Source organism: Sorangium sp. So ce381 (assembly GCF_051473845.1).
In the GTDB taxonomy this organism is placed as follows: domain Bacteria; phylum Myxococcota_A; class Polyangia; order Polyangiales; family Polyangiaceae; genus Sorangium; species Sorangium atrum.
In genome coordinates, this window is sequence record NZ_CP150336.1 from 2830296 (window position 1) to 2853035 (window position 22740).

Below are 22740 nucleotides of genomic sequence, written 5' to 3' on the forward strand. Positions count from 1 at the left end.
GGGGATTTCGCGCAATTTCGGCGCGCGAGAGCGCTGCACGGCCGGCGGCTGGCGCGCGGACGTACGGCCCCCGCGCCGTCAGCGCGGGACGCGCGCGCGCACGGTGCGTGCGTCGATGGAGTCGCGCAGCGCGTCGGCGATGAGGTAAGAGCCGCCGACCGTCGCCAGGAGCAGCACGCCGGGGAAGACGAGCAGCCGGATCTCGCTCGGGTGCCGCGCCGCCTGGCCCAGCGTCTCCCCCCACGAGGCGACGCGCGCGGGCGCCCCCATCCCGAGGAACGAGATCGCCGCCTCGAGCAGGACCACGGACGCCACGCCGAGCACCGAGCTCACGATCACGGGGCCGAGCGCGTTCGGGAGGATGTGGCGGTAGAAGACGCGCAGCCGGGTGCTGCCGAGCGCGCGCGCGGCCATCACGTACTCCTCGCTCGACGCGCGCAGCACCTCGGCGCGCACGAGGCGCGCGATCTCCGCCCAGCGGACGAAGGCGACCGCGAGCACCAGCGACAGCGCGGAGGGCTCGCGCTCGATCGCCCGCACGATGGCCACGACGAGGATCGCGGGGAAGGTGTCGACCGTCTCGACGAGGCGGACGAGGCCGTCGTTCCAGACGCCGCGCAGCGTGCCCGCGAGCCCGCCGAGCACGACGCCGAGGAACATGCCCACGAGCACCGCGCTGAGCGACAGGCCGAGCGCCGTGCGCGCGCCGTAGATCAGCCGCGCGGCGAGATCGCGGCTCTCGAAGTCCGTGCCGAGCGGGTGGTCGAGCGACGGCGACGCGTTCGGGCCGGCGTCGGTGCGCTGCTCCGGGCCGTAGCGGATGGGCGGCCAGATCGCGAAGCCCTCGAAGCGCACCCTGAGCTCGGCCTCGGTGAGCGAATCGAGCGTGGCGCCCTCGGTGACCGCGGGCAGGATCTCCGCGCCTTCCGGCCCGAAGCAGGCGATGGGCGCGGGGGCGGCGAGGAGCTCGGCGAAGATGGCCAGCAGGGCGAGGACGCCGAGCAGCACGGCGCCGATGGCGACGCGCTTGCTGCCGACCATCCGGCGGAGGAACGCCGTCGCGTGGGTCACGCCTCGCTCCTCCGCGAGAGCACCGCCGGGCCGAGCCGCGGATCGACGAGCACATAGGCGAGGTCGGTCGCGATCACGCCGAGCGCGGCGATGGCCGCGGCGCCGATCGAGATGGCCATGAGCCAGCTCACGTCGCGCGCCTGCACGGCGAGGAGCGTGAGCTCGCCGAGCCCGTGGAGCTCGAAGACGCGCTCGACGACGAACGCGCCGCCGAGCGCCATCGGCGGCTCGAGCATGGCGAGCGTCACGACCGGGAGCACGGCGTTGCGGAGCCCGTGGACGGCGATGGCGCGCGCGGTGCCGGCGCCGCGCGCCCGCGCGGCCCGGACGAAGTCCTGCGCGAGGATCGCGACGAGCGCGGCGCGCTGCTGCCGCGTCGGCGCGGCGACGAGCGAGAGCGCGATGAGGCCCGTCGGCAGGAGCAGGGATCGCGCGCCGCCCGAGAGGAGCACGGCGGCCACGGCCACGACGGCGGTCGGGAGGACGGCGGCGGTGAGCACGGCGGCCGCGATCGCCGAGTCGCTCCGCCGGCCCTGCGAGGCCGCGCTGAGCGCGCCGAGCGGGATCGCCACGGCGTAGGCCAGCGCGATCGCCCCGAAGACGAGCGCGAGGGTGACGGGCGCGCGCCGCGCGAGCTCGTCGAGCACCGGCTCGCCGGTCGCCGCGACGCCGAGCCGGTGGGTGACCGCGCCGAGCGCCCACTTGCCGTAGCGGGTCTCGAGCACGGTCGCCGCGAGCTGCGCCGGGCCGGTGAACACCTCGAAGTCGCTGCGGTACACGTTCCAGAACGACCTCCACCGCGTGACGCACGCGCGGGCCTCCGCGAGGTCGTCGCCCGGGGCGATCCGGTCGTCGATCTCCGCGATGTGGGCCGCGACGTCGACGAGGGCGCGCGCCTGCTCGAGCGACTCGGCGTCGCGCGGCGGCTGCAGCGCGGCGATCACCGCCTGCAGGGCGAACGTGTCGAGCTCCAGCAGCTCGGCGGCGCGCGACGCCGAGCCGTAGCGGACCAGGCGCCGCACGGCGCTCCGCACCGACGCGCTCCGGAACTCGATGCCGCGGTCGTCCCAGAAGCGCGTCCAGAACGCGACAGCGTGCGCCGGGTCCGCGGCGTCGTCGGCCCGCGGCAGGCCCATCCGCGCCGCGACGGGCGCGAGCGCGAGCGCGACGCGGGTGCGCGGCTCGGGCGCGAGCGCGTCGAGCGGCAGGATGTGCGGCAGCGCGGCGCCGCCGAGGCGACGCAGCTCGTCGGCGGCGGCCGCGGCGTCGTCGCCGCCGGCCGCGATGGCCTGCGCGGCCGCGAGGGCCCGCAGGCGCACGTCGCGCGGCTCCAGGTTGATGAAGCGCGGCAGGTCGAGGAAGCGCTCCCGGCGGAGCCGCGCGAGCTCCGCGCTGGAGAGCGAGCTGGCGAGGAGCGGGTCGTCCGTCGGATCCGGGACGAAGGAGAGCACGAAGAAGGTCAGCAGCGAGACGCCGACGAGGGTCGGCAGCGTCCAGAGGAGCCTGCGGAGCGCGTGGCGGAGCATCTCTCTCGGCCGGGAGTCAGCGCAGGATGGCGTCGAGCAGGTCGATGCGCATCCCGAACTTGTAGGGGGAGGCCTTTACCACCTCCATCTTCTGGCCAGAGATCGTCTCGTCGTTGCCCTCGAGGTAACCGCCGGCGTTGATGCCGATGACCTTGCCCTGGCCGTTGAAGATGGGGCTCCCGTTCATGCCGCTCGTGCTGCGGGCGTCGTGCTGGATCAGCCATGCCTCCGCCGCGGGCGCGGGCCGGCCGTTCGCGCCCGTGATCCGGCCGATGTTGGCGGCGAGAAACGTGGCGACGGGGTTCGCGGTGTCCGTGAGCCGCTCCGGGAAGCCGATCAGGTACACGTCGTCGCCGGCGCCCGCCGCGGCGAGCTCCTCCCGCGTCGCGAGCTCGAGCACGGCGGCCGCGCGCCCCGCGATCGTCACGGTGCCGATGTCCGGGGTGAGCTGATCCGCGCTGTCGCGGTACTGCGGGTGCGTCCGCATGCCGGTCACGGCGAAGCTTATCTGGCCCCGGCCCTCGTTCTCGAGCGCCACGATCGCGCCGCCGCGGCGCTTGGCCGCGGTGATGCAGTGGGCGTTCGTCACGAGGACGGAGGGCCGCACCGCGAACGCCGTGCAGAACCCCTCGCGCCCGGCGGCGAGCATGAAGATCCCCTTCCTGGAGCGGTCGTGGAGGTTGCGCCCGAAGTTGGCGTTCGAGGGGTGGAGCGTCCCGAGGCGGCGCTCGATCTCCTTGCGCCGGGGGTCCTCCGGCGAGAGGCCCGCGAGCTCCTCCCGCAGCTGGCTGATCTCGTCGTGGGAGGAGCGGTTGTAGACGATGAGCGCGGCGAGGCTGGCGAGCGCGATCACGAGGAGCGCGGCGAGGATGTAGGTCGTGCGCCGCTGGCCTGCCGTCGCGGCGTGCACCTCCTTGTGGAGCATGGCGTTGATCTCGACGGTGCCGCGGGGCTTCGCGCGCCCCGTGGCGGCCGCGACGGCGGAGGAGATCATCATGGCGATCGTCCGCTCGCCGACCCGCCGCGCGCCGGCCGGCGGCGCGGCCGGGACGTGTCCATGGGGGGCGGCAGCGGGCGCGGGGTACGCAGCGGGCGCGGGGTACGCGGCGGGCGCGGGGTAGCCCGCAGTCGGCACGGGGTACGCAGCGGGCGCGGGATGGCCCGTCACTTGCGCAGGGTAAGCCGCGGCGGGAGAGACGTGAGGCGCCACGGCGTGCGCCGGCGGCGGACCCGACGTGCGGCGCTCGATGAGCTCCAGCCGCACCCGCGGGCCCTTGGCGCCGAACGTGATCTCGTCGCCCGACGCGATCGGGTGCCGCTTGACCCGCTGCCCGCCCGCGTAGGTCCCGTTGCGGCTGTCGAGGTCGTAGAGCACCCAGCCCGTCGCCTCGAGGCGCGCCTCGGCGTGGTGGCTGCTCGCGTCGCGATCGTGGTTCGGGTCGAAGACGACGTCGTTGTCCGGCGCTCGACCGAAGCGCACCGCGCGCCGGTCGTGGAGCTCCACAGACCCGGCGTTGCGCCCGAAGGTGTGCACGACGCGCAGCATCACGGCGCGGGGACCCCCTTCAGCAGATCGATCCGCATCCCGATGCGGAACGGCGAGCTCTGCGTCACCGTCGCCTTCCGGCCGTCGATCGTGACGTCGTCCTCGTCGTCGATGTGCGCCGCGTGGACGCCGATGACGTGCCCGTACTGGTTGAAGATGGGGCTCCCGCTGTTGCCCCCGCGCGTGACCGCGTCATGCTGGATCAGGACGGCGCGGTCCGGCGTCGTCGCCTCCTCGTCGATGCCGGTCACGCGCCCGATGCGGCCCTGCAGGAACGTCGCCGAGGGGCTCAGCGGGTCCATCAGGCGACCAGGGAAGCCGATGACGTAGGCGTCGTCGCCCGGCCCGATGGCCCGCAGCTCGGCGTCGTTCGCGAGCTTCACCGTGTGCGTCGCCTTGCCGGCTATCCGGAGCAGGGCGACGTCCGGCGAGCCGGCGCCCGCCTGCCCCGGCTTGTACGCGGGGTGGGCCGACATCGCGACGATGGGGAAGCGGACCTTCCCCATCGAGTCGTTCTGCGTGACGATCGAGGTGCCGCCGCGGGCGCGGCAGTCGCGGACGCAGTGAGCGTTCGTCGCGAGCAGATCGGGCGCGATGGCGAACGCCGAGCAGCAACCGCCGATGCGGTTGTCCACCTTGTAGCCCATCACGTAGAGCGCCAGCCTGTTCTGCTCGAAGATGGCGCGCCCCGAGAGCACCTGCTCCGGGATCGCGCCCGACGGGCGCGCCGCGGGCGCGATCCCGAGGCCGACCTCGCGCGCCAGCGCGTCGGCCGCCCGGCGCGACCGGTACGTGACCACGGACGCCACCGCCACGGCGACGAGCGCCGCGGCGACGCCTAGCCCGAGGAGCAGGTTGTGGCGCGACACCTTGCGCCTCGCGTCGTCCGCCTTGGCGCGCACGAGCGCGAGCGCCTTCTCCTCGCGCCGCATCGCCTGCACGACGGCATCCTTGACGATGCGCTGCGCGGTCTCGACGTCGACGCGGCCGTCCGCGTCGGGGCGCCCGGGGGGCCACTCTTCCTGCGGGGCGGCCGGCGTCTGCCGGCCGCGCTTGTCGTTGCTGCGCAGCATCGCGGTGGAAGGCGCGCGCACGTGCGCCGCGCGCACCCTAACGAAGCAGGTAGTAGCCGGCGATGGTAACGCACGCGACGGCGCTCACGATCATCAAGATCACCAGCCACTGCGGCGCGCCGTCGGTCGGGATCATGATCGGCTCGTCGCCCTGGACGGGCGCGCGGGCGTTGCGCTCGTCCAGCGCGTCGTCGGCCGGCAGCGGCGAGGCGACCTGGTCGTAGTCGTCCCCGTCGTCGTCCATGTCGCTGTCGGCGCTGCTGCTGAGCCACGACTTCGGCGAGGGGGGGCGCTGCGAGATCTTCTTCTCGTCGAGCTCCTTCACCTTGCGCGCCGGCTCGGACGCGGCGGCGTTCTGCGCCAGGAGGTGCTCGGGCAGCGCGTACTTCTGGTAGCGGAGATCCTCGATGTCCTCGAGCTCCGGCGGGGCGAGCCCGTCGCCGTCGAACTTCGCGACCACCACCGTGATGTTGTCGTGCCCGCCGGCCTGGTTGGCCCGATCCGTCAGCACCTTGCAGGCCTCGATCGGATCGTCGACGGTCCGCAGCACCTCACGGATCTCCTCGTTCCGCACCATGCCCGAGAGCCCGTCGGAACAGAGCATCAGCGTGTCGCCCCGCTTGAGCTCCACGAAGGTGAGGTCGACCTGCACCGAGTCCGCGGTGCCGAGCGCCTGGAGGATGATGTTGTTGTGCTCGAAGGTCTCGGCCTCCTCCTCGGTGAGCTGGCCCGCCTCGATGAGCTGGTTCACGAGCGACTGGTCGCGCGTCACCTGCACGAGCCGATCGCCGCGGAGGACGTACGCGCGGCTGTCGCCGACCTGCCCGAGGAACAGGTGATCGTCCATGAGCGCGGCGATGGTCGAGGTGGTCCCCATCCCTCGCCGGGTCCGATCGAGCTTCGCCTCGCTGAAGATCCGGAGGCCCGCCGCCTCGATCGACTGCACCAGCCGCGCCGCGAGCTCGTCGTGGTTCTCCGGGGGACCGGCGGCGCTCATCCGCTGGTAGATGATGTCGACCGCGAGCTGGCTCGCGACCTCGCCGGCCGCGGCGCCGCCCATGCCGTCGCACACGCCGAGCAGCGCGCCCCGCTCGCCGACGACCTGGTAGCGGTCCATCTCCATCAGGCCGCGGCTCGCGTTCGTGAGATCCGCGACGATGAAGTTGTCCTCGTTGTGCTCGCGGACCTGGCCCACGTCGGTGCGGCCGAACAGCCGCAGCACGACCTCGGGGCGGCGCGGCTCGTCGGGCGGTGTCGCCGCGCCGTCCATGCCGTCGGGGCGCTGCCCGCCCTCGTCCGGCTCGCCGACCCCCGGCGCCTCGCCCGCGAAGCGCCCGGCCGCGCCGCCATGATGGGCGGCCTCCGCGGCGGGGGTCTCGTCGAGCGCGCCGTCGTACGACGCAGCCGCGAGGGAGGCGTGCGCTTGAGCGGCTGCCGGCGGCGCGTCGGGGGTCATCGCGTCTCCGAGGTCGTCCGACCGCGTCGTGCTTCCATCCGCGTCTTCCTCGCGCGACCCGCCCGCGGTGAGCCGCACCCGCGGCGGTGGAGGGAGCTTCCGCCCGACCTTCTCCGGGCTCGATGCGCTGGGCGCCTTCACGGGCTTCACGGCGATGCCAGCCTTCTGCGCGGCGTTCGCGGCCGGGCGCGTCTTGGGCGGCGGGGGCTTCCAGTTCACGGGCTTGCCTGCTTCCACAGACCCCGCCTTGCCGGACTCGAGCGACGCGGCGCCGTGCGGGGAGTCATGAAGCGCCTTGCCGGCGTGGCTGCTCGAGTCGGTTCCTGCCGACGCCGCGCCGGGGAGCCCCTCGACTTCCAGCGCCTCGGTCGGCGTTTCGCGGACGGTCTGGTCGCTCATCGGGTGAGATCCACGCGGAACAGGTGCTGCCCGATGCGCACGAAGTCGCGATCGAGGAGGCTGACGTCCTCGCGGATGGCGACGTAGGTCCCGTTCGACGAGTCCAGGTCGCTGAGCGTGAACTCCCCCGTGGCCGGGTTCCTCCGGATGGCGGCGTGGCGTCGCGAGAGGAACGGATCGGCCGTGAATACGATGTCTCCCGTCTCCCGTCCGATCACCGTCTCATCCCGGTAGAGGTGGTACACGTCCCGCATCACGCCCTCCACCGTCCGCTGGCAGAGTCTCGCCCGGCGGTGGATGGCGGGCGAGCCAAACAGCAACGTTCCATGCTGGATGGCATGGCCGAGGCCTCGCTCGCCGTCGTTCACGGTCTGAAACTGTAACACCTCGAGGCCCAGGAGGAGCAAGTCGCCATCTCGGAGGGCGTGCGTCTTCCGGATGCGAAGGTAGATGCGGTTGACGCTGCCCAGGTCACGGAGAACCCAGGACCCTTCCTGCGGAATGATCCGCGCGTGCCGCGGCGAGACGTACTGGTCGTCCTCCAGGAGGATCTCCCCCTCGGTGCGGCCGATGTCGATCTGCGGGCCGGAGAGGGGGAAGCTCTTTCCCTCGGTCCCGTCTTCGACGATCACGATGAGCTTGCCCTCGGGCGCTCGGGTCGGCTGGGTGTCAGCCCGGGTCGGCTGGGTGTCAGCCGGAACCCACGCCGGCGGGCGAGCCGAGAGGGACGCGCGCAGCGGAGCGAGCGGCTGCTGGGAGGGCGGAGGCGCGCTGCCCGTCTCGGTCGGGAGCGGCCCGGCGGGCTCGGCAGCATGCGGGGGCCGATGCGGGTCGCGCCGGGCGTCCGGGGCGAGCGCAGGCGCTGGCTGCGGGCGGTCGGTGGCGGGTCTGGCGGGGCGCTCGGAGGCGGGGCGCTCGCCCTCGAGGGGCGCGCCGCAGTACTTGCAGAACCGCGTGCCCGCCAGGCACTGACCGCGACAGCGCGCGCACTCGACCGGCGGGACGGGCGCTCGCTGCGAGGACGCGATGTCGACGACCGGCGAGCCGACGATCTTGTCGGCGCTGCTCCCGCTGGCCGCGGGCGGGGGCAGCCGCGCCGGGGGCAGGGCGACCGGTGGCAGCGGGGGCGGAGGCGGCCTGGCCGGCGCGCCGCCCCGTTGCTGCGCGTCTCCGGCGCCGGAGCGCTCGTCGCGGGCCGCCGGCGGCGCGGCCTCCGCCGGAGGTGCGTGCCGGGGCGCGGCGTTCGTGACGTGCGTGACGTGCGTGACGTGCGTGACGTCGTCGAGACCTCGCGCGGTCGTCCCGATCTCCTCGTGCGGCGGGGGCGCCATGTACGGCGCGCCAGGGGAGAGCGCGGCGCCCGGCTCGCCGCGCTCTCCCCTGGCGCGCTTCGACACCTGGCTCACCGGCTGTGGAGCGCCCGCCGCCGCTCCGACATCTTTCCTGTTCAGCGGCGCGCCGCACGTCACGCAGAAGCGGTAGCCCGGAGGGTTCTCCCCGCTGCAGTTCGGGCAGGAGAGCCCCAGGATCGCGTCGGTGATCGAGGGCGTCGCGGGAGGCGCGGGCGCGTCGCCCCGCTCGGTGACCTTCGGCGCTTGCAGGGCTGGCACCATCTGGATCGCGCTGTCCAGCGCGCCGGCAGCCGGCGTCGCGGCGCCCTCGCGCGCCGGGCGCGATGCGCCCTCCGCGCGGCCGTGCGCCGCCGGCATGGCCGGTTCCGTCCTCGCCGAGCTGAGCGGGCTGAAGGAGAACACGGGCGCCTCCGGGCGAAGGCGCCCCGGCGCGCCGCGAGGCCCCGGCGGCCTGGCGGCCTGGCGGGCGTCGTTCGCGGGCGGCGGCGTCTCGGCCTGTGCAGGCGCGGGCAGGGCCGGGAGCGACACCTGCGGCAAGCCGCTCGGCGGCGTCGGCGGGACGACCCGCGCCTCTCGAGCCTTCAGCCGCCGACCGCAATCCTGACAGAACGTCAGATCGCCAGCGTTGTCGCGACCGCACACATCGCAGATCACGCTGCCGAGGGGACCGCGGAGCGACGGTCGAGTCAAGTAGCCGGTGCGTTCTCTCGAGCGGACAGGGGAACCGCTCAGCGCCGGCCGACCTCGGTCCGCACCTCGAGGAGGAGCTCGAAGCCGACGAATTGCGCGATGGCGGTGGCCCGCTCGTAGTTGGCCGTGTCCCTCCAGCCAGCGAGCAGCACCGGCCGGTACACGCAGCTGACGCCGAGCACCGCGCGGCGCGAGACCTCCAGCTCGACCCCGACGCCGCCGAAGATGAGCGCGCCGCCCGTCTCGACGCCCCACTCGTTCCCGTAGGCGACGCCGCCGATCCCGGCGGAAAAGTACGGAGCCGCCCGGTAGCCGATGTCCGGCAGGTACCTCATCTCGGCCCGCAGCTGCTGGAAGATTCCAAGCCGGTAGAGGTTGCTCGAGTCCATCTTGGTGAACTGGTACGCGCCGCCGAAGTACCAGGGGCCCGGCGATCGGTATCCGCCGCGGATCGCGAGCCCGCCTCCGCTGCCCAGGATGCACGCGTAGAGGGGCCCCGAGCGCGGGCAGGCAGCGCCCGGATCGAGGCTCATCTCCGCCACGAGGGCGACGCCGTACTGCACGTACTCGACGTGCAGCGGCGGCGGTCGGGAGGCGAGCTCGACGCGCGGCTTGACGGCGAGCGATGGCTCCTGCTCGGCGGCGGCCTCGTCCCCCGCCGCGTCGAGCAGCGCGCTCCCGGCGGGCGCGGCGCGGCCGTCCTCGGCCCCTTCGCCCGGGCCTCCTCCCGTCCGGCCGCCGGCGGGAGCGCCCGGCGCGGCGCCGTGGAGGGCGCCCTCGGCCTGGGGGTGCGGAGGCGCGGCCCGCGCTGTCAAGGACAGCAGGGCGCCGGCCGCGATGATCGTGGCCGAGAGCGCGCCGGGCGGAGATCGCAAACGCACGAGTTGTTTGAGATACGCGAGAGATCTGCCGCCGGCAACGCTCCTCCGCCGCGCGGGCGCCGGGGGCGCGCCCGCGCCCACCTCCGACGTGGGCGCGCGCGTGGCCGCCTGGGGCAGCTCCGCGCTCCGCGGCGTCCCCGCCGCGCCCCCAAGAAAAGACGCGTGGAGGGGGGAGGCGAGCGGTCTCTTGAAGCTCGACACCATACGCCGCTTGACGGCAGCTGCGAGGGTCGCCTAAACGAAGCCACCTTCATGGAGATTCACCTCGACAAGCGTGCCGTAAAGCAGATCCGCCTCTCTGCGGCGGATGCCGTTGAGGAAGGCGACACCGAAGCGCTGCGCGAGGACGTCCTCGAGGCGTTCTCGGAGGAGCAGGTCGAAGAGATCGAGCGTCGTCTGGACAGCGGTGATTTTTTTGAGTTCTTGACCGACGTGCTCGACGAGTGGGGGGGCGACGACGTAGACGAGCTCTTCGAGCTCCTCGAGACCCAGCTCGGCGATATCGGCATCGATCTGAAGTACGAGCCGCGCGAGGATGACGACGACCTCGATGAGGCCGACGACGACGACCTCGCCGACGACGAGGACGAAGACGGCGACGACGACGACGCCGAGCTGGAGCCCGAGGACGACGAGGACGACTGAGCGCGGTCGGCGCGCCGCCGCGGCGACGCGCCGCGCGGCGTCCCCGCGTCAGGGGTCCTTCTGTTCGCCGAGCTCGCGGAGGATGTAGTCCGCGCACGGGCGAGGCGCTGCCGGGAGCGACGGACATACCGCGTGCGCGCAGCGCGCGTAGCGCGATTCTGGGAGCTCCCGGACGATCCGGGCTGCGGTGGCGCACGCCTCCTTGCTCCGGCCATCCTCGCGCCACAGCTTCGCCTCGGCCCAGAGCGCGTCGTCGCGCAGGATGGACGCGGGGTGGTCCGTATAGAGCTTGTGCAGCTCGCGGCGCGCGGCCGCGCGATCGCCGAGCGCGTCGCGGTAGAGGCGCGCGATCTCGAGCTGCGCGTCGTCGAACTTCCCGCGGTCGTAGCTGCCGGTGACGGCCGGCTCGCGCGCGGAGAGCATCTCCCTCAGGTAGCCGATGGCCTCCTCGGGGCGCCCGAGGGACGCGGCGAGCTCCGCCGCGTGGAACAGGGCGTCGTCCGTCAAGCTGCCGACGGGGTACGGGTGCGCGCGCGCGGCGGCGACGAGCGCGCGCAGCGCGGCCTCGCGATCGCCGCTCCGCTCCAGGAGGAGCGCGGTGTGGTAGGCGACGTCCTGATCGAGCTCCGTCCCGCGGAGCGCTGGGCCGCGCTGCCGCAGCCACGCGAGCGCGCCCGCCGCGCCGGCGCGCTCCTCTTCGCGCCGGATGAGCCGCTTCAGCGCGTTGCGCGCGAGCCCGTGCGACGGGTGGCGCAGCGTCGCCGTCAGCAGCATCGCGTAGCCCGCGTCCGCGTCGCCGTGCTCGATCGCGAGATCGGCGAGCTCGAACTCCGCGCGCTCCGAGCGCGGCCCGCGCGGCGAGTCGGCGAGCAGCCGCTCGTACGACGCGCGCGCCTCGCCCCAGGACTCCTCTCGCTCGAACGAGCGCGCCTGCATGAGGCGCGCCTCGTCGCGGTCCTTCACGCGCAGCGCCTGCGACGCGGCGTCGTCGAACGAGCGGGCCGCCTCGCGGTAGCGCCCCGCGTGGTAGGCGCGCTCGCCGGCGGTCATCGCGGCGAGGTAGGCGTCGCCGCGCGCCGGCGCGCACGCAGGGCCGAGCAGCGCGGCGATCGCGAGGGCGAGCGCCGGCGCGGGGGCGTTCGTGCGGCGGCGGCTCATGCGCGCGCGCCCTCGGCGCCGCGATCGCGCGGCTGCGCCAGCACCTCGGCGAGCGCCTCGGCGAGGGCGCTCGCCGCGGGCGCGACCTGCTCCGGCGCGAGATCGAGGTGGGTCACGGCGCGGACGGCGCTCCGGCCCGTCGCCCCCACGAGCACGCCGCGCCGCCGCGCGGCCTCGACGAGCCGCTCGGCCGGGATGCCGGGCGTCTCGATGTAGAGGATGTTCGTCTCGGGCTCCTCGATCGTCGCGGGCGCCACGGCGTGGCGCGCCGCTGCGCGCATCGCCTGCGCGATGGCGCGCGCGGCCTCGTGGTCCTCGGCGATGCGGCCCTGGTGGTGCGCGAGCGCGTACAGGGCGGCGGCCGCGAGCACGCCGGCCTGCCGCATGCCGCCGCCGAGCATCTTCCGGAAGCGCAGCGCGGCGCGGACCACGTCGGCGCTGCCGCACAGCGCGGAGCCGACGGGCGCGCCGAGGCCCTTCGAGAAGCAGACGCTCACCGTGTCGAACGGCGCGGCGAGCTCGGCGGGCGTCCGGCCGGCGGCGACCGCCGCATTCCAGAGGCGCGCCCCGTCGAGGTGCAGCGCGAGCCCGTGCGCACGCGCGACCGACGCGATGGCGAGCACGTCCTCCTGCGGAAAGACCCGGCCGCCCGCGCGGTTGTGGGTGTTCTCGATCGCGACGAGGCGCGTGCGCGGGAGGTAGTACTGCGGCGGCTTGATCGCGTCCTCGACGTCGGCCGCCGTGAACAGGCCGCCGCGCCCGGCGAAGGCGAACTGCACGCCGCTCCAGGCGGGGGCGGCGCCGCTCTCGTAGAACGCGCAGTGCGCGCCTTCGCCCGCGATCACCTCGTCGCCGCGCTGGGTGTGGCAGAGGAGCGCGATCTGGTTGCCCATCGTCCCGCTCGGCACGAACAGGGCGGCCTCCTTGCCCGTGAGCTCCGCGACGCGCTCCTCGAGCGCCCGCACGGTGGGGTCCTCCCGGTACACGTCGTCGCCGACCTCGGCCGCGGCCATGGCGGCGCGCATGGCCGCGGTCGGTCGGGTGACGGTGTCGGAGCGGAGATCGATCGTCGCTTGCATCCTGGAACCTCGGCTGTCGGCGTCGGCCGACGTTGTAGCACCGCGTGGCGCCGCGCCCGCTACGCGGCGCCGCGCCCCCTACGCGGGGCTCGCCGCCGCGAGCCGCGGGAACCGCTCGGCCATCCGCCACGCGATGCGCGTCGCCATCGCCATGATCGGCACCTGGGAGTTCACGCCGATGCTCGTGGGGAGGATCGAGCCGTCGGCGACGAAGAGCCCCGGCAGCGCGAAGCACTCGCCGCTCTGATCGACGATCCCGCGCCGCGGATCGTTCGCCACCCGCGCGCTCCCGAGCGGGTGGAACGCCATGCACTCGATGCGGCGCGCGTCGATCGGAGCGCGCTCGGCCGCGCGCGCGGCGTCCATCGACGTGACCGGCGGCGCGCCGAGCAGCGCCGTGTAGACCTCGCGCGCGCCGGCGGCGAGCGCCATCTCGCTGAGGATCGTGATGGAACGGCGGAGCCGCGCGAGGTCCCGCGGCGCCATCGCGTAAGAGACGAGCGGCTCCCGGCCGGGGCCGGGGCGGACGCGGCCGCCGCCCTCGTCGTGGATCATGGCGCCGAAGACGGCGCAGCGCGACAGCGCGGAGGCCCGCCGCCGCAGCGCGGGCCCGACGCCGGGCAGGCCGGCCGCGAGCACGTTCACCGCCGAGTAGACGCCGACGAGCTTGATCCCCTCGGCGTCGAAGTGGTCGGAGTAGACGCTCTGGAGCGCGCCGTCCCAGCCGTTCAGCGCGTCGTCGAACCGCGCGACCACGCGCACCGCGGGGTGCAGCGTCACGCCGTCGCCGAGCCCGGAGCTCGCCCCGAACGCGCCCGTCGCGCGGAGGAGCAGCGGCGTGTGCAGCGTGCCGCACGCGGCGACCACGGCCTTCGCGCGCACCCGGAAGCGGCGCGGCGGGGCGCCGGGCTCGCCGCCGAGCAGCCTCCCCTCGACGCCGACGGCGCGCCCGCGCTTCACGGCGATCCGCTCGACCAGCGCGTCGGCGACCACGCGCGCGCCTCGCGCGGTCGCCGACGGCAGATAGGCGACGTCGACCGAGCGCTTCGCCCCGGCGGGGCAGGTGAAGTTGCACCGGCCGTTGCCCTCGCACGCGCCGCCGGTGTTGCGGCGGAGCGGGCGCATCGGGATGCCGAGCCGCCTCGCGCCCTCGACGAGCCGCGCCGTCGAGGCGGAGCGCAGCGCCTCGGGGACCTCGCGGACCTCCAGCCGCTGCTCGACGCTCTCGTACGCCGCCTCGAGGGCGCGCTCCGAGAGCTCGTCGAGGCCGAGGTCGCGCGTCCATCGCGCGTGGACGCTGCCCGGGATGCGGAAGCAGACCCCGCCGGTCACCACCGACGATCCGCCGACGGCGCGCCCCAGGGTGAGCGAGATCATCGGCGTCTGGCCGACGCCGAGCGCGGTGAACAGGCCGGCCTCGCGGAACAGCCGCCGCACCGACTCGCTGGGCTTCCAGCGCTGGTAGTCGTCAGGGCGAACGTAGGGGCCCTCCTCCAGCACGATCACGCGCCGCCCCGCCTCGGCGAGCAGCGCCGCGACGACCGCGCCGCCGGCGCCGGAGCCGACCACGACGACGTCGCACGGCTCGTCGAACCCCGCCGGCAGGTCGCGCCCGCTGACGATCGGCTCGCTCGACGCGATGCCGCCGTTCACGCGCGGCCCCCGGCGCCGAGCCCGGGCAGCCTGCGCCGCGCCGCGGTGCTCTCGCGGTCGAAGCCCGTCAGCGCGAGCTCCGCGCCCTCCTCGAAGGCGGCCATGCACATCGGCACCTTGAAGGCGAGGAGCAGCATCGCGAGGAGCCCGGAGCGGCTCGACTCGAGCGCCTCCAGGTACGCGAGCCGCCGGCCGAGCGAGAGCCGGCTCATCCGGCCGAAGGCGCCGATCACGAAGGGCGGCAAGAGCTCGAGGCAGACGGCCAGCAGCCCGAAAGCGCGCCGGGTCTCGGGGGTGCCCTGCTCGAGCGAGAGATCCAGCGCAGCGACCGCGCGCTCGCACACCTCGGCGCCCGGCGGGGCGAGCTCCCCGCGCTCGTCCTCGTCGCAGAGCATCGCCTCGGCGGCGGCCCACGCGACGCGTCGCGCCCACGGCGAGAGCCCGCGCCCGCCGCGCTCCCACAGCTCGACCCCTCGCGCGGCGCGCTCGGGCGCGCTCCTTCCCGCGTCCTCGTGCATGGCCGCGAGAGCCTAGCCCGGATCGACGCAGCGCCGAGGCCCAAGGCGGCGCGCGGCGTGGTCGGGTGATCCCGGGCGCTTGGCTCGGCCACGCGGATGGGTTGTTCGCGTGGCATTGCAGAACGACATCCTGACGGTCCGCTGAAGGCGCGCGCCGTGTCGCGTCGAGCGCGGCGCCGCGGCGCGTAGATCGCTCTTCGCGGACGCGCGTGGGCTGGCTGTCCGCCGCGGATCCGGTTCTGGTATTGAGCAGTGCGGCCGGGGGAGCACGGAGGAACGATGGCGGAGCGATCGCTGCAGCACCGGGATCCCGAGAGCAAGGACGACGAGACGCTGAGGAGAGAGGCGCGCGTGCACCTCGCGAGCGAGCCGGCGCTGCAGCTCGTGGCCGAGCTGATCGCGCGGCTGCGCGAGCTCGACCTGCCGTGGTGGACGCCGGTCAAGCTGCGCGAGCAGTTCGGCGCGGTCGAGCGGATGGGCTGGTTCCGCGAGCGGAGCGACGTGCGCCAGCAGATCTCGACGTCCCTCACCGGCCTCTCGCCCAAGGCCGCCCGCCGCAAGACGCCCGATTTCCAGGGCGCGCTCATCGACTCCGTCATCGACGAGGGCGACATCACCCCGCGCGCGTTCGAGGACGCGTTCGATCCGCGCGATCTCGCTGTGTACGGCCCGGCCGGCGGCTACTGGCAGTTCTTCCGGGACTCGGCGCCGTGGGATCAAGACACGCCGCAGCTCCAGGAGATCGTCGCGTGGCTGCTCAAGGCGCTGCTCGCGGATCGCAGCCCGTTCGAGGGCATCGGCAGGACGCCGATCCTGACGCCGTGGGACGTGCGCACGGCGATCGACGGTCGGCTGTGGCAGACCCGCATCCCGCTCGAGATCCGCGTCGCCATCGACAACGCGCGGCTCAAGCAGGAGCGCGAGCGCCCGGGCGTGCCGTTCCACGCCGACGGTGAGCTCGCGATCGCCGGGCCGGACGTCATCGCCGCGAACATCCCGCCGCGCGACATCCTCCCCGTGGTGCAGCTCGCGCAGAAGGCGATGCGCTTCGATGGGCCGCGGGCCGCCGCGCCGAAGGCGGCGGCGCCGGTGGAGCTCTCGTCCGGCCGCGGCGGCGCGCCCGCTGCCGCGCCACCGGGCGGCGCGGCGTCCGCATCGGCGCCGGGGGCCTCCGCTCCCGTCCCATCCAACGGCGGTCCCGTGTCGAAGCCGGCGGTGTCGACGTCCGGCGGGCCCGTGTCGGCGCCGGCCCCCGTGTCGTCCGGCGGCGGGCCCGTGTCGGCGCCTGCCTCCGGCTCGCCCGGCGGCGCGCCCGACGCGGGTCAGGCCGGCAAGGCCGCGAGCGCCGCGCCCTCCGGGGCGTCCGGCTCGCCGCCCGGAGGCCTCGCAGCATCGGTGAGCAGCCCGCCGGCCGGCTCCCCCGCGGGGCCGAAGGCCGGCGGCAGCGTCACGCCGCCGAGCGCGATCGCCGCGAGGCCGCCCGCCGCTGCGGGCGCCGCCGCGGCGTCGGTGTCGCTGCAGGGGGGTGAGCCGTCGCGCAGCAGGCTCCCGAGCGACCCTGGCACCTCGTCGGCCCGCGCATCGACGCCGCCCCCTCCGGCGGTGCGCGCGTCGACGCCGCCCGCGCCCCCGGCGGTGCGCGCATCGACGCCGCCCGCGCCCCCGGCGCCGCGCGCATCGACGCCGCCTGCGCCGGGCGCCTCGCCGGCCGGGGCCAAGGTCGAGTCGCTCGACGACCTCGAAGAGGAGGAAGACGATGACGGCGGAGAAGGCGGCGCACCCGAGAGCGAGCGCACGAATCCGTGGGCGACCTCGGGCGACGGGAAATCCAAGGACGACCTCGACGACATCGGCGACGTCGAGTCGGTGAAGTAGGGCCGCCGGAGCGCGAAGCGCCGTCCGCGAGTGGATGGCGCGCCGCTCCGCACCCGCTGGGCGCGCCGCTCCGTCATGGGGCCGCGCTCCCCGCGGCGATCTTCATGCTTCTTCACACACGCTCCTGAACATCCTTCACACGCGCTGCGCAGCTTCGAGGTGTCCCGGAGCCGCGCGTCTGCGGCTCCGGTCGTTGCTGCCCGGGGCGGCGCCCGCGTTCGGACGAGCCGAAGCCGCGCGCACATGCCCCGTGCACGGATCGACGGCGGAGACGCTCACGGAGGGTACTCATCATGTTCGGATTCGTGGTTGGAACGGCCTGTCTGATAGGCCTCTTCATGACGCTGAAGCGCGGCTACAGGGGTGACTGCGGTGCGCCCTGGGGCGCTGGGCCGCGCTTCTTCGGGCGGCGTGGCTTCGGGGGGCACGGCTTCCGCCGTCGCTTCTTCCTGTCCTTCCTCTTCGATCGGCTCGGCACCACGCCGACGCAGGAGAAGGTGATCGTCGCGGCCATCGACGAGCTCCGCTCCGCCGCAGAGGCCCAGCGGAGCGAGATCCGCGGCACGCGCGCGGACGTCGCTGCGGCGATGCGGAGCCCGAGCTTCGACGAGACGCGCCTCGGCGAGCTCTTCGCGCGCCATGACACGGCCATCGAGTCGCTGCGCAAGGCCGCGGTCGGCGCGCTCGCGAAGGTCCACGCCGTGCTCGAGGACCGCCAGCGCGAGCAGCTCGCCGATCTCATCGAGATCGGGCCGGCCGCGTTCCGCGACATGTGGTCCGGCAGGGCCGGGTGGCGCGGCGACGATCCCTACAGGACCCACGGCCGGTGGGCGTGAAGGAGACGATGATGCGACGCCAGATCACCATCGCGCTGCTCGCGCTCGGCACCGTCGCCGGCTTTGCCTCCGGCTTCTCCTCGCTGCGCTGCCGGGCGGAGGCCCGCCGCGACGCCTTCCAGCGCCACGTCGCGTCCATCTGCGTGGACGCCGCCCGGGAGGCCGAGCGCTCCTGCCCGTCCTGCCCGCGGAGCGCCCCGCGCGCGGCCCACGCGCCCGCGGCGGCCGACCCCGACACCGGCGCGGGTCCCTGAGCTATACAAGGGGTGAGCGGCGGCCGGTCGCCGCCGCACCTGCCCCCCGGATCCTTCCATGGCGCTGCGGCTCCTGCTCATCGACGACGACACACGGCTCCACGCCTTGCTCGCGAGCTACCTCGAGCAGAACGGGTTCGCGGTGACCGTCGCGTGCGACGGCGCGCGCGGCCTGGCGGCGCTCGCCGCGGGCACCTTCGACGCCGTCCTGCTCGACGTGATGATGCCGGGCATGGACGGCATCGAGGTCGTCCGCCGCATCCGGCAGAAGAGCTCGATGCCGATCCTCATGCTCACCGCCCGCGGCGACGAGGCCGATCGCGTGGTCGGCCTCGAGATCGGCGCCGACGACTACATCGCGAAGCCGTTCAGCCCGCGCGAGCTGCTCGCGCGCCTCCGCGCGGTGCTCCGGCGGGCCACGCCCGACGCCGCCGGCGAGCGGATCGTGGCCGGCGACATCGCCATCGACGTGCCCGGCCGCGTCGTCACCGTCTCGGGCAAGCCCGCCGATCTCACCGGCATCGAGTTCGACATCCTCGTCGCCCTCGCGCGGCGCGCCGGCCGCGTCGTCGCCCGCGAGGCGCTCCTCGAGGAGGCCGGCCGCGGCGACGTCAACGTCGGCGGGCGGACGGTCGACGTGCACATCTCGCACCTGCGGCAGAAGCTGTCCGACGACCCGAGGTCGCCGAGGCTCATCAAGACGGTGCGCGGCGTCGGCTACGTGCTCGCCAAGGACCGCGTGTGAGGAGGCGGTACCGGTCCTGGCTCTACGAGAACGGGCGCAAGGTCTCGATCGGCCGCTTCCTGAGCGCGCGGCTGCACCGCCGGCTCTTCATGTGGTTCGGCGCGACCATCCTGGTCACCGCGCTCGCCGCGGTCGCCACGATGGGGGCCATCGATCGCGTCGGCAACTCCGGCTGGCGGCGCGAGCACGCCCGCGCCCAGTCGTTCGTGGCCCACGAGTTCGAGCGGGTATGGGCCGATCCCGCGGCCCGCGACGCCCTCGCCCGCGGGTTCGCCGAGGATCTCGAGATCGACCTGGAGCTCATCGACGCGACAGGGCGGCGGCTCGCGAGGTATGGCCAGCCCTGCCGGGCGCAGACCCTGGTCTCCCCGGTCCGCGACGAAGCAGGGCCGCTCGGCTCCGTGCTCCTCTGCCCCGCGCGCGGCCGCTCCGGCGGGTCGCTCCGGTTCGCCCTGCCGCTGCTCGCCGTGGCCATCGTCATGTGGGGGGCCTCGGGCCTCATCGCGCGCCGCCTCGCCCGCCCGCTCGTCGATCTTGCCCACGTCGCGCACGAGATCGGCGCCGGCAAGCTGTCGAGCCGCGTCCGGCTCGACTGCCACGGGCAGCAGGGCGAGGTCGGGATCGTCGCCGAGGCGGTCAACGACATGGCCGCGCGCATCGAGCGCCAGCTCGCCGACCAGAGAGAGCTCCTCGCCGCCGTGTCGCACGAGCTCCGCACGCCGCTCGCCCGCATCCGCCTGCTGACGGAGATGGCCCGCGAGGGCAACGGACCGAGCGCCTGCGTGCTCGACGACCTCGACCGCGAGGTCATGGAGATCGACGCGCTCGTCGGCGACCTCCTGGCCAGCTCGCGCCTCGATTTCGCGGCCCTCACCGTGACCCGCCTCGACCCGGCCGAGGCCGGGATCCGCGCCCTGGAGCGCGCCGGGCTGGATCCGACGCTGCTGGAGGTCGTCGAGGGGACGCCGGCGTTCCAGGCGGACGCGACGCTGCTCGCGCGCGCCCTCGCCAACTTGCTGGAGAACGCGCGCGCGCACGCCGGCGGGGCCGAGCGGTTGAGGGTCCGTCCCGGCGGCCAGCGCAGCGTCGTCTTCGAGGTCGAGGACCGCGGGCCCGGGTTCGCGGAGGGGGAGGAGACGCGCATCTTCGAGCCGTTCTTCCGGCGCGAGCGGGCGGCGGGCGGCGAGAGCGGCGCCGAGCGCGGCTCGCTCGGCCTCGGCCTGGCGCTGTGCAAGCGCATCGCGGAGGCGCACGGGGGCCGCGCGTTCGCCGAGCGCCGCGAGGGCGGCGGGGCGCGCGTCGGCATCGAGCTCGCGCTGCGTCCGCCGACCAGCGCCGCGCGCCCACAGCGACGCGACAGGGAAGCAGCCGGAGCAGGCGCAGGCGGAGCAAACGTGGCAGACCGAGCAGACACAGACGCCCGCCCTCGCCGCGCCTAGCGTTCCCGCTTGACCGCGCGATGGGGCGGGTGCAACGCTCCCCGTGCTCGCGACCATGCGAATCCTCCTCTGCGAAGATCAGGACGCGATCCGGCGCATGATCGAGGCGCTGGTCGGAGCGAGTGGTCACGAGGTGATCGGCGTGGGCACCGGCCGCGAGGCGGTGGAGCGCGCCCTGACCGAGCCCTTCGACGTGCTGCTGCTCGACCTGATGCTGCCCGGGAGCATGGATGGCTTCGAGGTCTGCGAGCGCCTCCGCGCGCACCCGGGCACCTCCAGCCTCCCCATCATCGTGATCAGCGCCCTCGACGATCACGAGGCGCGCGCCCGCGCCTTGAAGCTCGGCGCGACCGCCTACTACGCCAAGCCGTTCCGACCCCTCGAGCTCCTGGAGCACATCGGCGGGCTCAAGGCCGCGCGGCGCGCCTGAAGCGGCGGCCCCGCCTCGACGGGAGCCGTCCGTCCGGCGCGATGCGCGACGCGCGACGCGCGACGTAACGGAGCGCTGGAAGATGGCGCCCGTTTTGACTACACCCGGCCGTCATGGACACTCGGTGGCGCTGGGTCATGGCTTCGACGCTCGCGGCGGTCGCCCTCTCGGGGCTCGCGGGCTGCGAGGGGGAAAAGAGCAAGGCGCAGGTCGCCGCCGACGCCGGCGCGCTCGATGCCGGCCCGGCGCTGCCCGTCGTCGGCGGCAAGCTCGGCGCGGAGCTCGCGGAGGCGGCGTCGGGCAACACCGAGAAGCAGAGGCCAGCGGCGGGCGGCCCGGCGGATGGACCGCCGGAGAGCGGCGTGTTCTCGGCGTCCGACGCGGCCGCCGCGCTCCCGAAGGACGTGCCCTACAAGATCGAGGTCATCAGCGACGGCAGCGAGCCGCGGACCAGGCTCGCCGCGAAGCCCGACCCGAAATCCGAGCAGAAGCTCGACATCACGCTCGGGCTGCGCCTCGGCGGGCCGCAGGGGCTGCCGAACCTGGAGCTCGGCGTGAGCTTCAAGGCAGAGAAGCCGGCGGACGCGCCCAAGGAGGGCGCGGCCGCGCCAGCGGCGAGCGCGGCTCCGACGAAGGTGATCGCGAAGATCGCGTCGGCGACGCTCGCCTCGATGTCGGTCGGCGGCCCGCCGAAGCAGCTCGCGGACGCGCTCGCGAGGCTGAAGGGGAGCGCGCTGCGGTACGAGCTCTCGCCGGCGAACGTGGTCGGCAACCTCCAGTTCGAGCTCTCCAAGGACGCGGATCCAGGGCTCCAACCGCTGATCGGCGCGCTCGGGGAGGCCATCGCGCTCCTCACGCCGCCGCTCCCGGACAAGCCCGTCGGCGCAGGCGCCTACTGGATGGTCACCGATCGCGTGGTGGCGTCGGGCGCGCAGCTGCCGGTGCTGCGGTACCGGGTCTTCAAGATCGAGAAGGTGGAGGGAGGCGCGGTCTCGCTCAGCGTGGACACGCGCCAGTACGCGGAAGGGGCCGACCTCAAGCTGCCGGGCCCGAACGGGGAGATCACGATGACCATCGACCGGCTCGACTCCTCGGGCAAGGGCACGCTCACCTGGTCGCCGTCGAGCTTCGCGCCAGGCGTGGCCGACGCCTCGCAGCGGCTCCAGGCATTGCTTGTGCCGCCAGGCGCCAGCGCCCAGCAGGCCGCTCAGCGCAGCGTGGCCCAGGTGGAGCTCTCCGCGAAGTTCGCACCGCCGGCAGCGCCGTAGCGCCGGTCCGCTGGGCGAGGGCGGCAGCTCTCGCCAGCGCCACGCCCTGCCGCCCGGGGCACACGGAGCGGCTCTCGTGCATCGGGCGGTGTGAGCGCATCGCCCTGGCGGCTGTGCACTTAGGTGCGGGCGTTCGCGCCTGCATCTCCCGCCGCGCAGCCGTGCCGCCTTCCAGGACGCAGGTGTGCGTCCCGGTCGCTGCCCGCGAGCCATGGAAACCATGGCAACCACGGCCAACCCTGGAGCGGCGCCGCGGTGCAGGGGGGGTTGGCTAATCCCGTGCATGAGCGCCCGTGCGGGGAGGCGTGACGGCTGTCCGACCCGGCTGCCAGAACGGGTGAGCAGACCGAGCCACGGTGCAGACGCATGACGTACGGGTGCGAGCGGAACATGCGCGGGTGCAGCCTCGAGGCCTACATCGAGGAGCCGGGCCTCACGGAAGGACAGCGCCGGCGGCTGCGGCTGTTCCAGACGGTGGAGGAGGCCGTGAGCCGTCGCGTGGAGCGGCTGTGCACGTCCAGCGAGATCGAGGTGACGGACGCGGCGATCCTCGTCGTGTCCCCGGCCGCGCGCCGGGCGTTGTTCCGGATCGACGCGCGGGGCAGCGCGGAGGCGCCGGGCGCGAGCGTCATCGTCGACCATCGAGCGCGGCTCCACGAGTTCCTGCACGCCGTGCTGCCGCCCACGGACGAGGCGCCGTTCGATCCGTACGTCGACCTGCTCGCGCCGTCTCCGCCCCAGTGCGTCCGCGTGCTCATCGTGGACGAGGACTCGCTCACGGTCCTGAATTACGGCGCGTTCGTCGTGGTGAACCTCGACCGCAGGGAGATGCCGAAGGCCTAGCTC

The 22740-nt window shown here is 74.5% G+C and carries 20 protein-coding genes; 9 read left to right on the top strand and 11 right to left on the bottom strand.

Going from position 1 to position 22740, the window contains the following annotated elements; all coding sequences use genetic code 11:
* Nucleotides 1-78: 78 nt before the first annotated feature.
* From WMF29_RS10830 to WMF29_RS10860, 7 genes are all read right to left on the bottom strand, one after another.
* Nucleotides 79-1071, bottom strand: coding sequence for an ABC transporter permease (locus tag WMF29_RS10830; protein ID WP_272101718.1), 993 nt, complete (start codon nt 1069-1071; stop codon nt 79-81).
* Nucleotides 1068-2597: an ABC transporter permease subunit gene (locus WMF29_RS10835; protein WP_437328766.1), complete on the bottom strand. Its 1530-nt coding sequence runs from the start codon at nt 2595-2597 to the stop codon at nt 1068-1070. The genes WMF29_RS10830 and WMF29_RS10835 overlap by 4 nt, the downstream gene beginning before the upstream one ends.
* A 16-nt stretch (nt 2598-2613) precedes the next feature.
* Entirely contained in the window at nt 2614-4143 is a 1530-nt protein-coding gene (locus tag WMF29_RS10840) for an FHA domain-containing protein (RefSeq protein WP_437331102.1), read from the bottom strand.
* A complete protein-coding gene (locus WMF29_RS10845; RefSeq protein ID WP_437328767.1) occupies nt 4143-5237 on the bottom strand; it encodes a S1 family peptidase in 1095 nt (364 codons plus the stop codon). Before WMF29_RS10845 ends, WMF29_RS10840 begins: the two co-directional genes overlap by 1 nt.
* Nucleotides 5238-5253: 16 nt before the next feature.
* Nucleotides 5254-7071: a Stp1/IreP family PP2C-type Ser/Thr phosphatase gene (locus WMF29_RS10850; protein ID WP_437328768.1), complete on the bottom strand. Its 1818-nt coding sequence runs from the start codon at nt 7069-7071 to the stop codon at nt 5254-5256.
* Nucleotides 7068-9077 (bottom strand): FHA domain-containing protein, encoded by a 2010-nt coding sequence (locus WMF29_RS10855; protein ID WP_437328769.1) that lies wholly within the window; start codon nt 9075-9077, stop codon nt 7068-7070. Before WMF29_RS10855 ends, WMF29_RS10850 begins: the two co-directional genes overlap by 4 nt.
* 74 nt (nt 9078-9151) lie before the next feature.
* Nucleotides 9152-9994 carry a hypothetical protein gene (locus tag WMF29_RS10860; protein ID WP_437328770.1) on the bottom strand — a complete coding sequence of 281 codons (843 nt, stop codon included), beginning with the start codon at nt 9992-9994 and terminating at the stop codon, nt 9152-9154.
* A 252-nt stretch (nt 9995-10246) separates the two neighbouring features.
* On the opposite strand from WMF29_RS10860, the gene WMF29_RS10865 reads away from it, so the two are divergent.
* Nucleotides 10247-10639 carry a hypothetical protein gene (locus WMF29_RS10865; protein WP_044964534.1) on the top strand — a complete coding sequence of 131 codons (393 nt, stop codon included), beginning with the start codon at nt 10247-10249 and terminating at the stop codon, nt 10637-10639.
* Between the two features lie 48 nt (nt 10640-10687).
* Here the strand turns inward: WMF29_RS10865 and WMF29_RS10870 are convergent, their stop codons facing one another.
* From WMF29_RS10870 to WMF29_RS10885, 4 genes are all read right to left on the bottom strand, one after another.
* Nucleotides 10688-11797, bottom strand: coding sequence for a tetratricopeptide repeat protein (locus tag WMF29_RS10870; RefSeq protein ID WP_437328771.1), 1110 nt, complete (start codon nt 11795-11797; stop codon nt 10688-10690).
* A complete protein-coding gene (ltaE, locus tag WMF29_RS10875) occupies nt 11794-12876 on the bottom strand; it encodes a low-specificity L-threonine aldolase (RefSeq protein ID WP_437328772.1) in 1083 nt (360 codons plus the stop codon). The genes WMF29_RS10870 and ltaE overlap by 4 nt, the downstream gene beginning before the upstream one ends.
* A gap of 78 nt (nt 12877-12954) precedes the next feature.
* Nucleotides 12955-14529, bottom strand: a complete 1575-nt coding sequence (locus WMF29_RS10880) for a GMC family oxidoreductase N-terminal domain-containing protein (protein WP_437328773.1) — start codon at nt 14527-14529, stop codon at nt 12955-12957.
* Entirely contained in the window at nt 14526-15047 is a 522-nt protein-coding gene (locus WMF29_RS10885; protein ID WP_437328774.1) for a hypothetical protein, read from the bottom strand. The genes WMF29_RS10880 and WMF29_RS10885 overlap by 4 nt, the downstream gene beginning before the upstream one ends.
* A 279-nt stretch (nt 15048-15326) precedes the next feature.
* Between WMF29_RS10885 and WMF29_RS10890 the strand changes: the two genes are divergently transcribed.
* The 8 genes from WMF29_RS10890 to WMF29_RS10925 all read left to right on the top strand — a co-directional run bounded on the left by WMF29_RS10890 (nt 15327) and on the right by WMF29_RS10925 (nt 22737).
* Complete coding sequence (locus WMF29_RS10890) at nt 15327-16922, top strand: hypothetical protein (protein ID WP_437328775.1); 1596 nt, start codon at nt 15327-15329, stop codon at nt 16920-16922.
* Between the two features lie 293 nt (nt 16923-17215).
* A complete protein-coding gene (locus WMF29_RS10895; RefSeq protein ID WP_272101731.1) occupies nt 17216-17758 on the top strand; it encodes a Spy/CpxP family protein refolding chaperone in 543 nt (180 codons plus the stop codon).
* Between the two features lie 8 nt (nt 17759-17766).
* Nucleotides 17767-18012 (top strand): hypothetical protein, encoded by a 246-nt coding sequence (locus WMF29_RS10900; RefSeq protein WP_437328776.1) that lies wholly within the window; start codon nt 17767-17769, stop codon nt 18010-18012.
* A 58-nt stretch (nt 18013-18070) separates the two neighbouring features.
* On the top strand, nt 18071-18757 hold the full coding sequence (locus WMF29_RS10905; RefSeq protein WP_272101733.1) for a response regulator transcription factor: 687 nt from the start codon (nt 18071-18073) through the stop codon (nt 18755-18757).
* A complete protein-coding gene (locus WMF29_RS10910) occupies nt 18754-20196 on the top strand; it encodes a HAMP domain-containing sensor histidine kinase (protein WP_437328777.1) in 1443 nt (480 codons plus the stop codon). Before WMF29_RS10905 ends, WMF29_RS10910 begins: the two co-directional genes overlap by 4 nt.
* 55 nt (nt 20197-20251) lie before the next feature.
* Nucleotides 20252-20626: a response regulator gene (locus tag WMF29_RS10915; RefSeq protein ID WP_012234686.1), complete on the top strand. Its 375-nt coding sequence runs from the start codon at nt 20252-20254 to the stop codon at nt 20624-20626.
* Between the two features lie 137 nt (nt 20627-20763).
* A complete protein-coding gene (locus WMF29_RS10920; protein ID WP_437328778.1) occupies nt 20764-21894 on the top strand; it encodes a hypothetical protein in 1131 nt (376 codons plus the stop codon).
* Between the two features lie 366 nt (nt 21895-22260).
* Nucleotides 22261-22737 (top strand): hypothetical protein, encoded by a 477-nt coding sequence (locus WMF29_RS10925; RefSeq protein WP_437328779.1) that lies wholly within the window; start codon nt 22261-22263, stop codon nt 22735-22737.
* Nucleotides 22738-22740 lie beyond the last annotated feature (3 nt).

Excerpts from the sequence above, each read along its gene's own strand:
- WMF29_RS10835 (WP_437328766.1), bottom strand. The coding sequence starts at position 2,597 with ATGCTCCGCCACGCGCTCCGCAGGCTCCTCTGGACGCTGCCGACCCTC.
- WMF29_RS10840 (WP_437331102.1), bottom strand. The coding sequence starts at position 4,143 with ATGCTGCGCGTCGTGCACACCTTCGGGCGCAACGCCGGGTCTGTGGAG.
- WMF29_RS10850 (WP_437328768.1), bottom strand. The coding sequence starts at position 7,071 with ATGAGCGACCAGACCGTCCGCGAAACGCCGACCGAGGCGCTGGAAGTC.
- WMF29_RS10865 (WP_044964534.1), top strand. The coding sequence starts at position 10,247 with ATGGAGATTCACCTCGACAAGCGTGCCGTAAAGCAGATCCGCCTCTCT.
- WMF29_RS10870 (WP_437328771.1), bottom strand. The coding sequence starts at position 11,797 with ATGAGCCGCCGCCGCACGAACGCCCCCGCGCCGGCGCTCGCCCTCGCG.
- ltaE (WP_437328772.1), bottom strand. The coding sequence starts at position 12,876 with ATGCAAGCGACGATCGATCTCCGCTCCGACACCGTCACCCGACCGACC.
- WMF29_RS10885 (WP_437328774.1), bottom strand. The coding sequence starts at position 15,047 with ATGCACGAGGACGCGGGAAGGAGCGCGCCCGAGCGCGCCGCGCGAGGG.
- WMF29_RS10890 (WP_437328775.1), top strand. The coding sequence starts at position 15,327 with ATGGCGGAGCGATCGCTGCAGCACCGGGATCCCGAGAGCAAGGACGAC.
- WMF29_RS10895 (WP_272101731.1), top strand. The coding sequence starts at position 17,216 with ATGTTCGGATTCGTGGTTGGAACGGCCTGTCTGATAGGCCTCTTCATG.
- WMF29_RS10900 (WP_437328776.1), top strand. The coding sequence starts at position 17,767 with ATGATGCGACGCCAGATCACCATCGCGCTGCTCGCGCTCGGCACCGTC.
- WMF29_RS10905 (WP_272101733.1), top strand. The coding sequence starts at position 18,071 with ATGGCGCTGCGGCTCCTGCTCATCGACGACGACACACGGCTCCACGCC.
- WMF29_RS10915 (WP_012234686.1), top strand. The coding sequence starts at position 20,252 with ATGCGAATCCTCCTCTGCGAAGATCAGGACGCGATCCGGCGCATGATC.
- WMF29_RS10920 (WP_437328778.1), top strand. The coding sequence starts at position 20,764 with ATGGCTTCGACGCTCGCGGCGGTCGCCCTCTCGGGGCTCGCGGGCTGC.
- WMF29_RS10925 (WP_437328779.1), top strand. The coding sequence starts at position 22,261 with ATGACGTACGGGTGCGAGCGGAACATGCGCGGGTGCAGCCTCGAGGCC.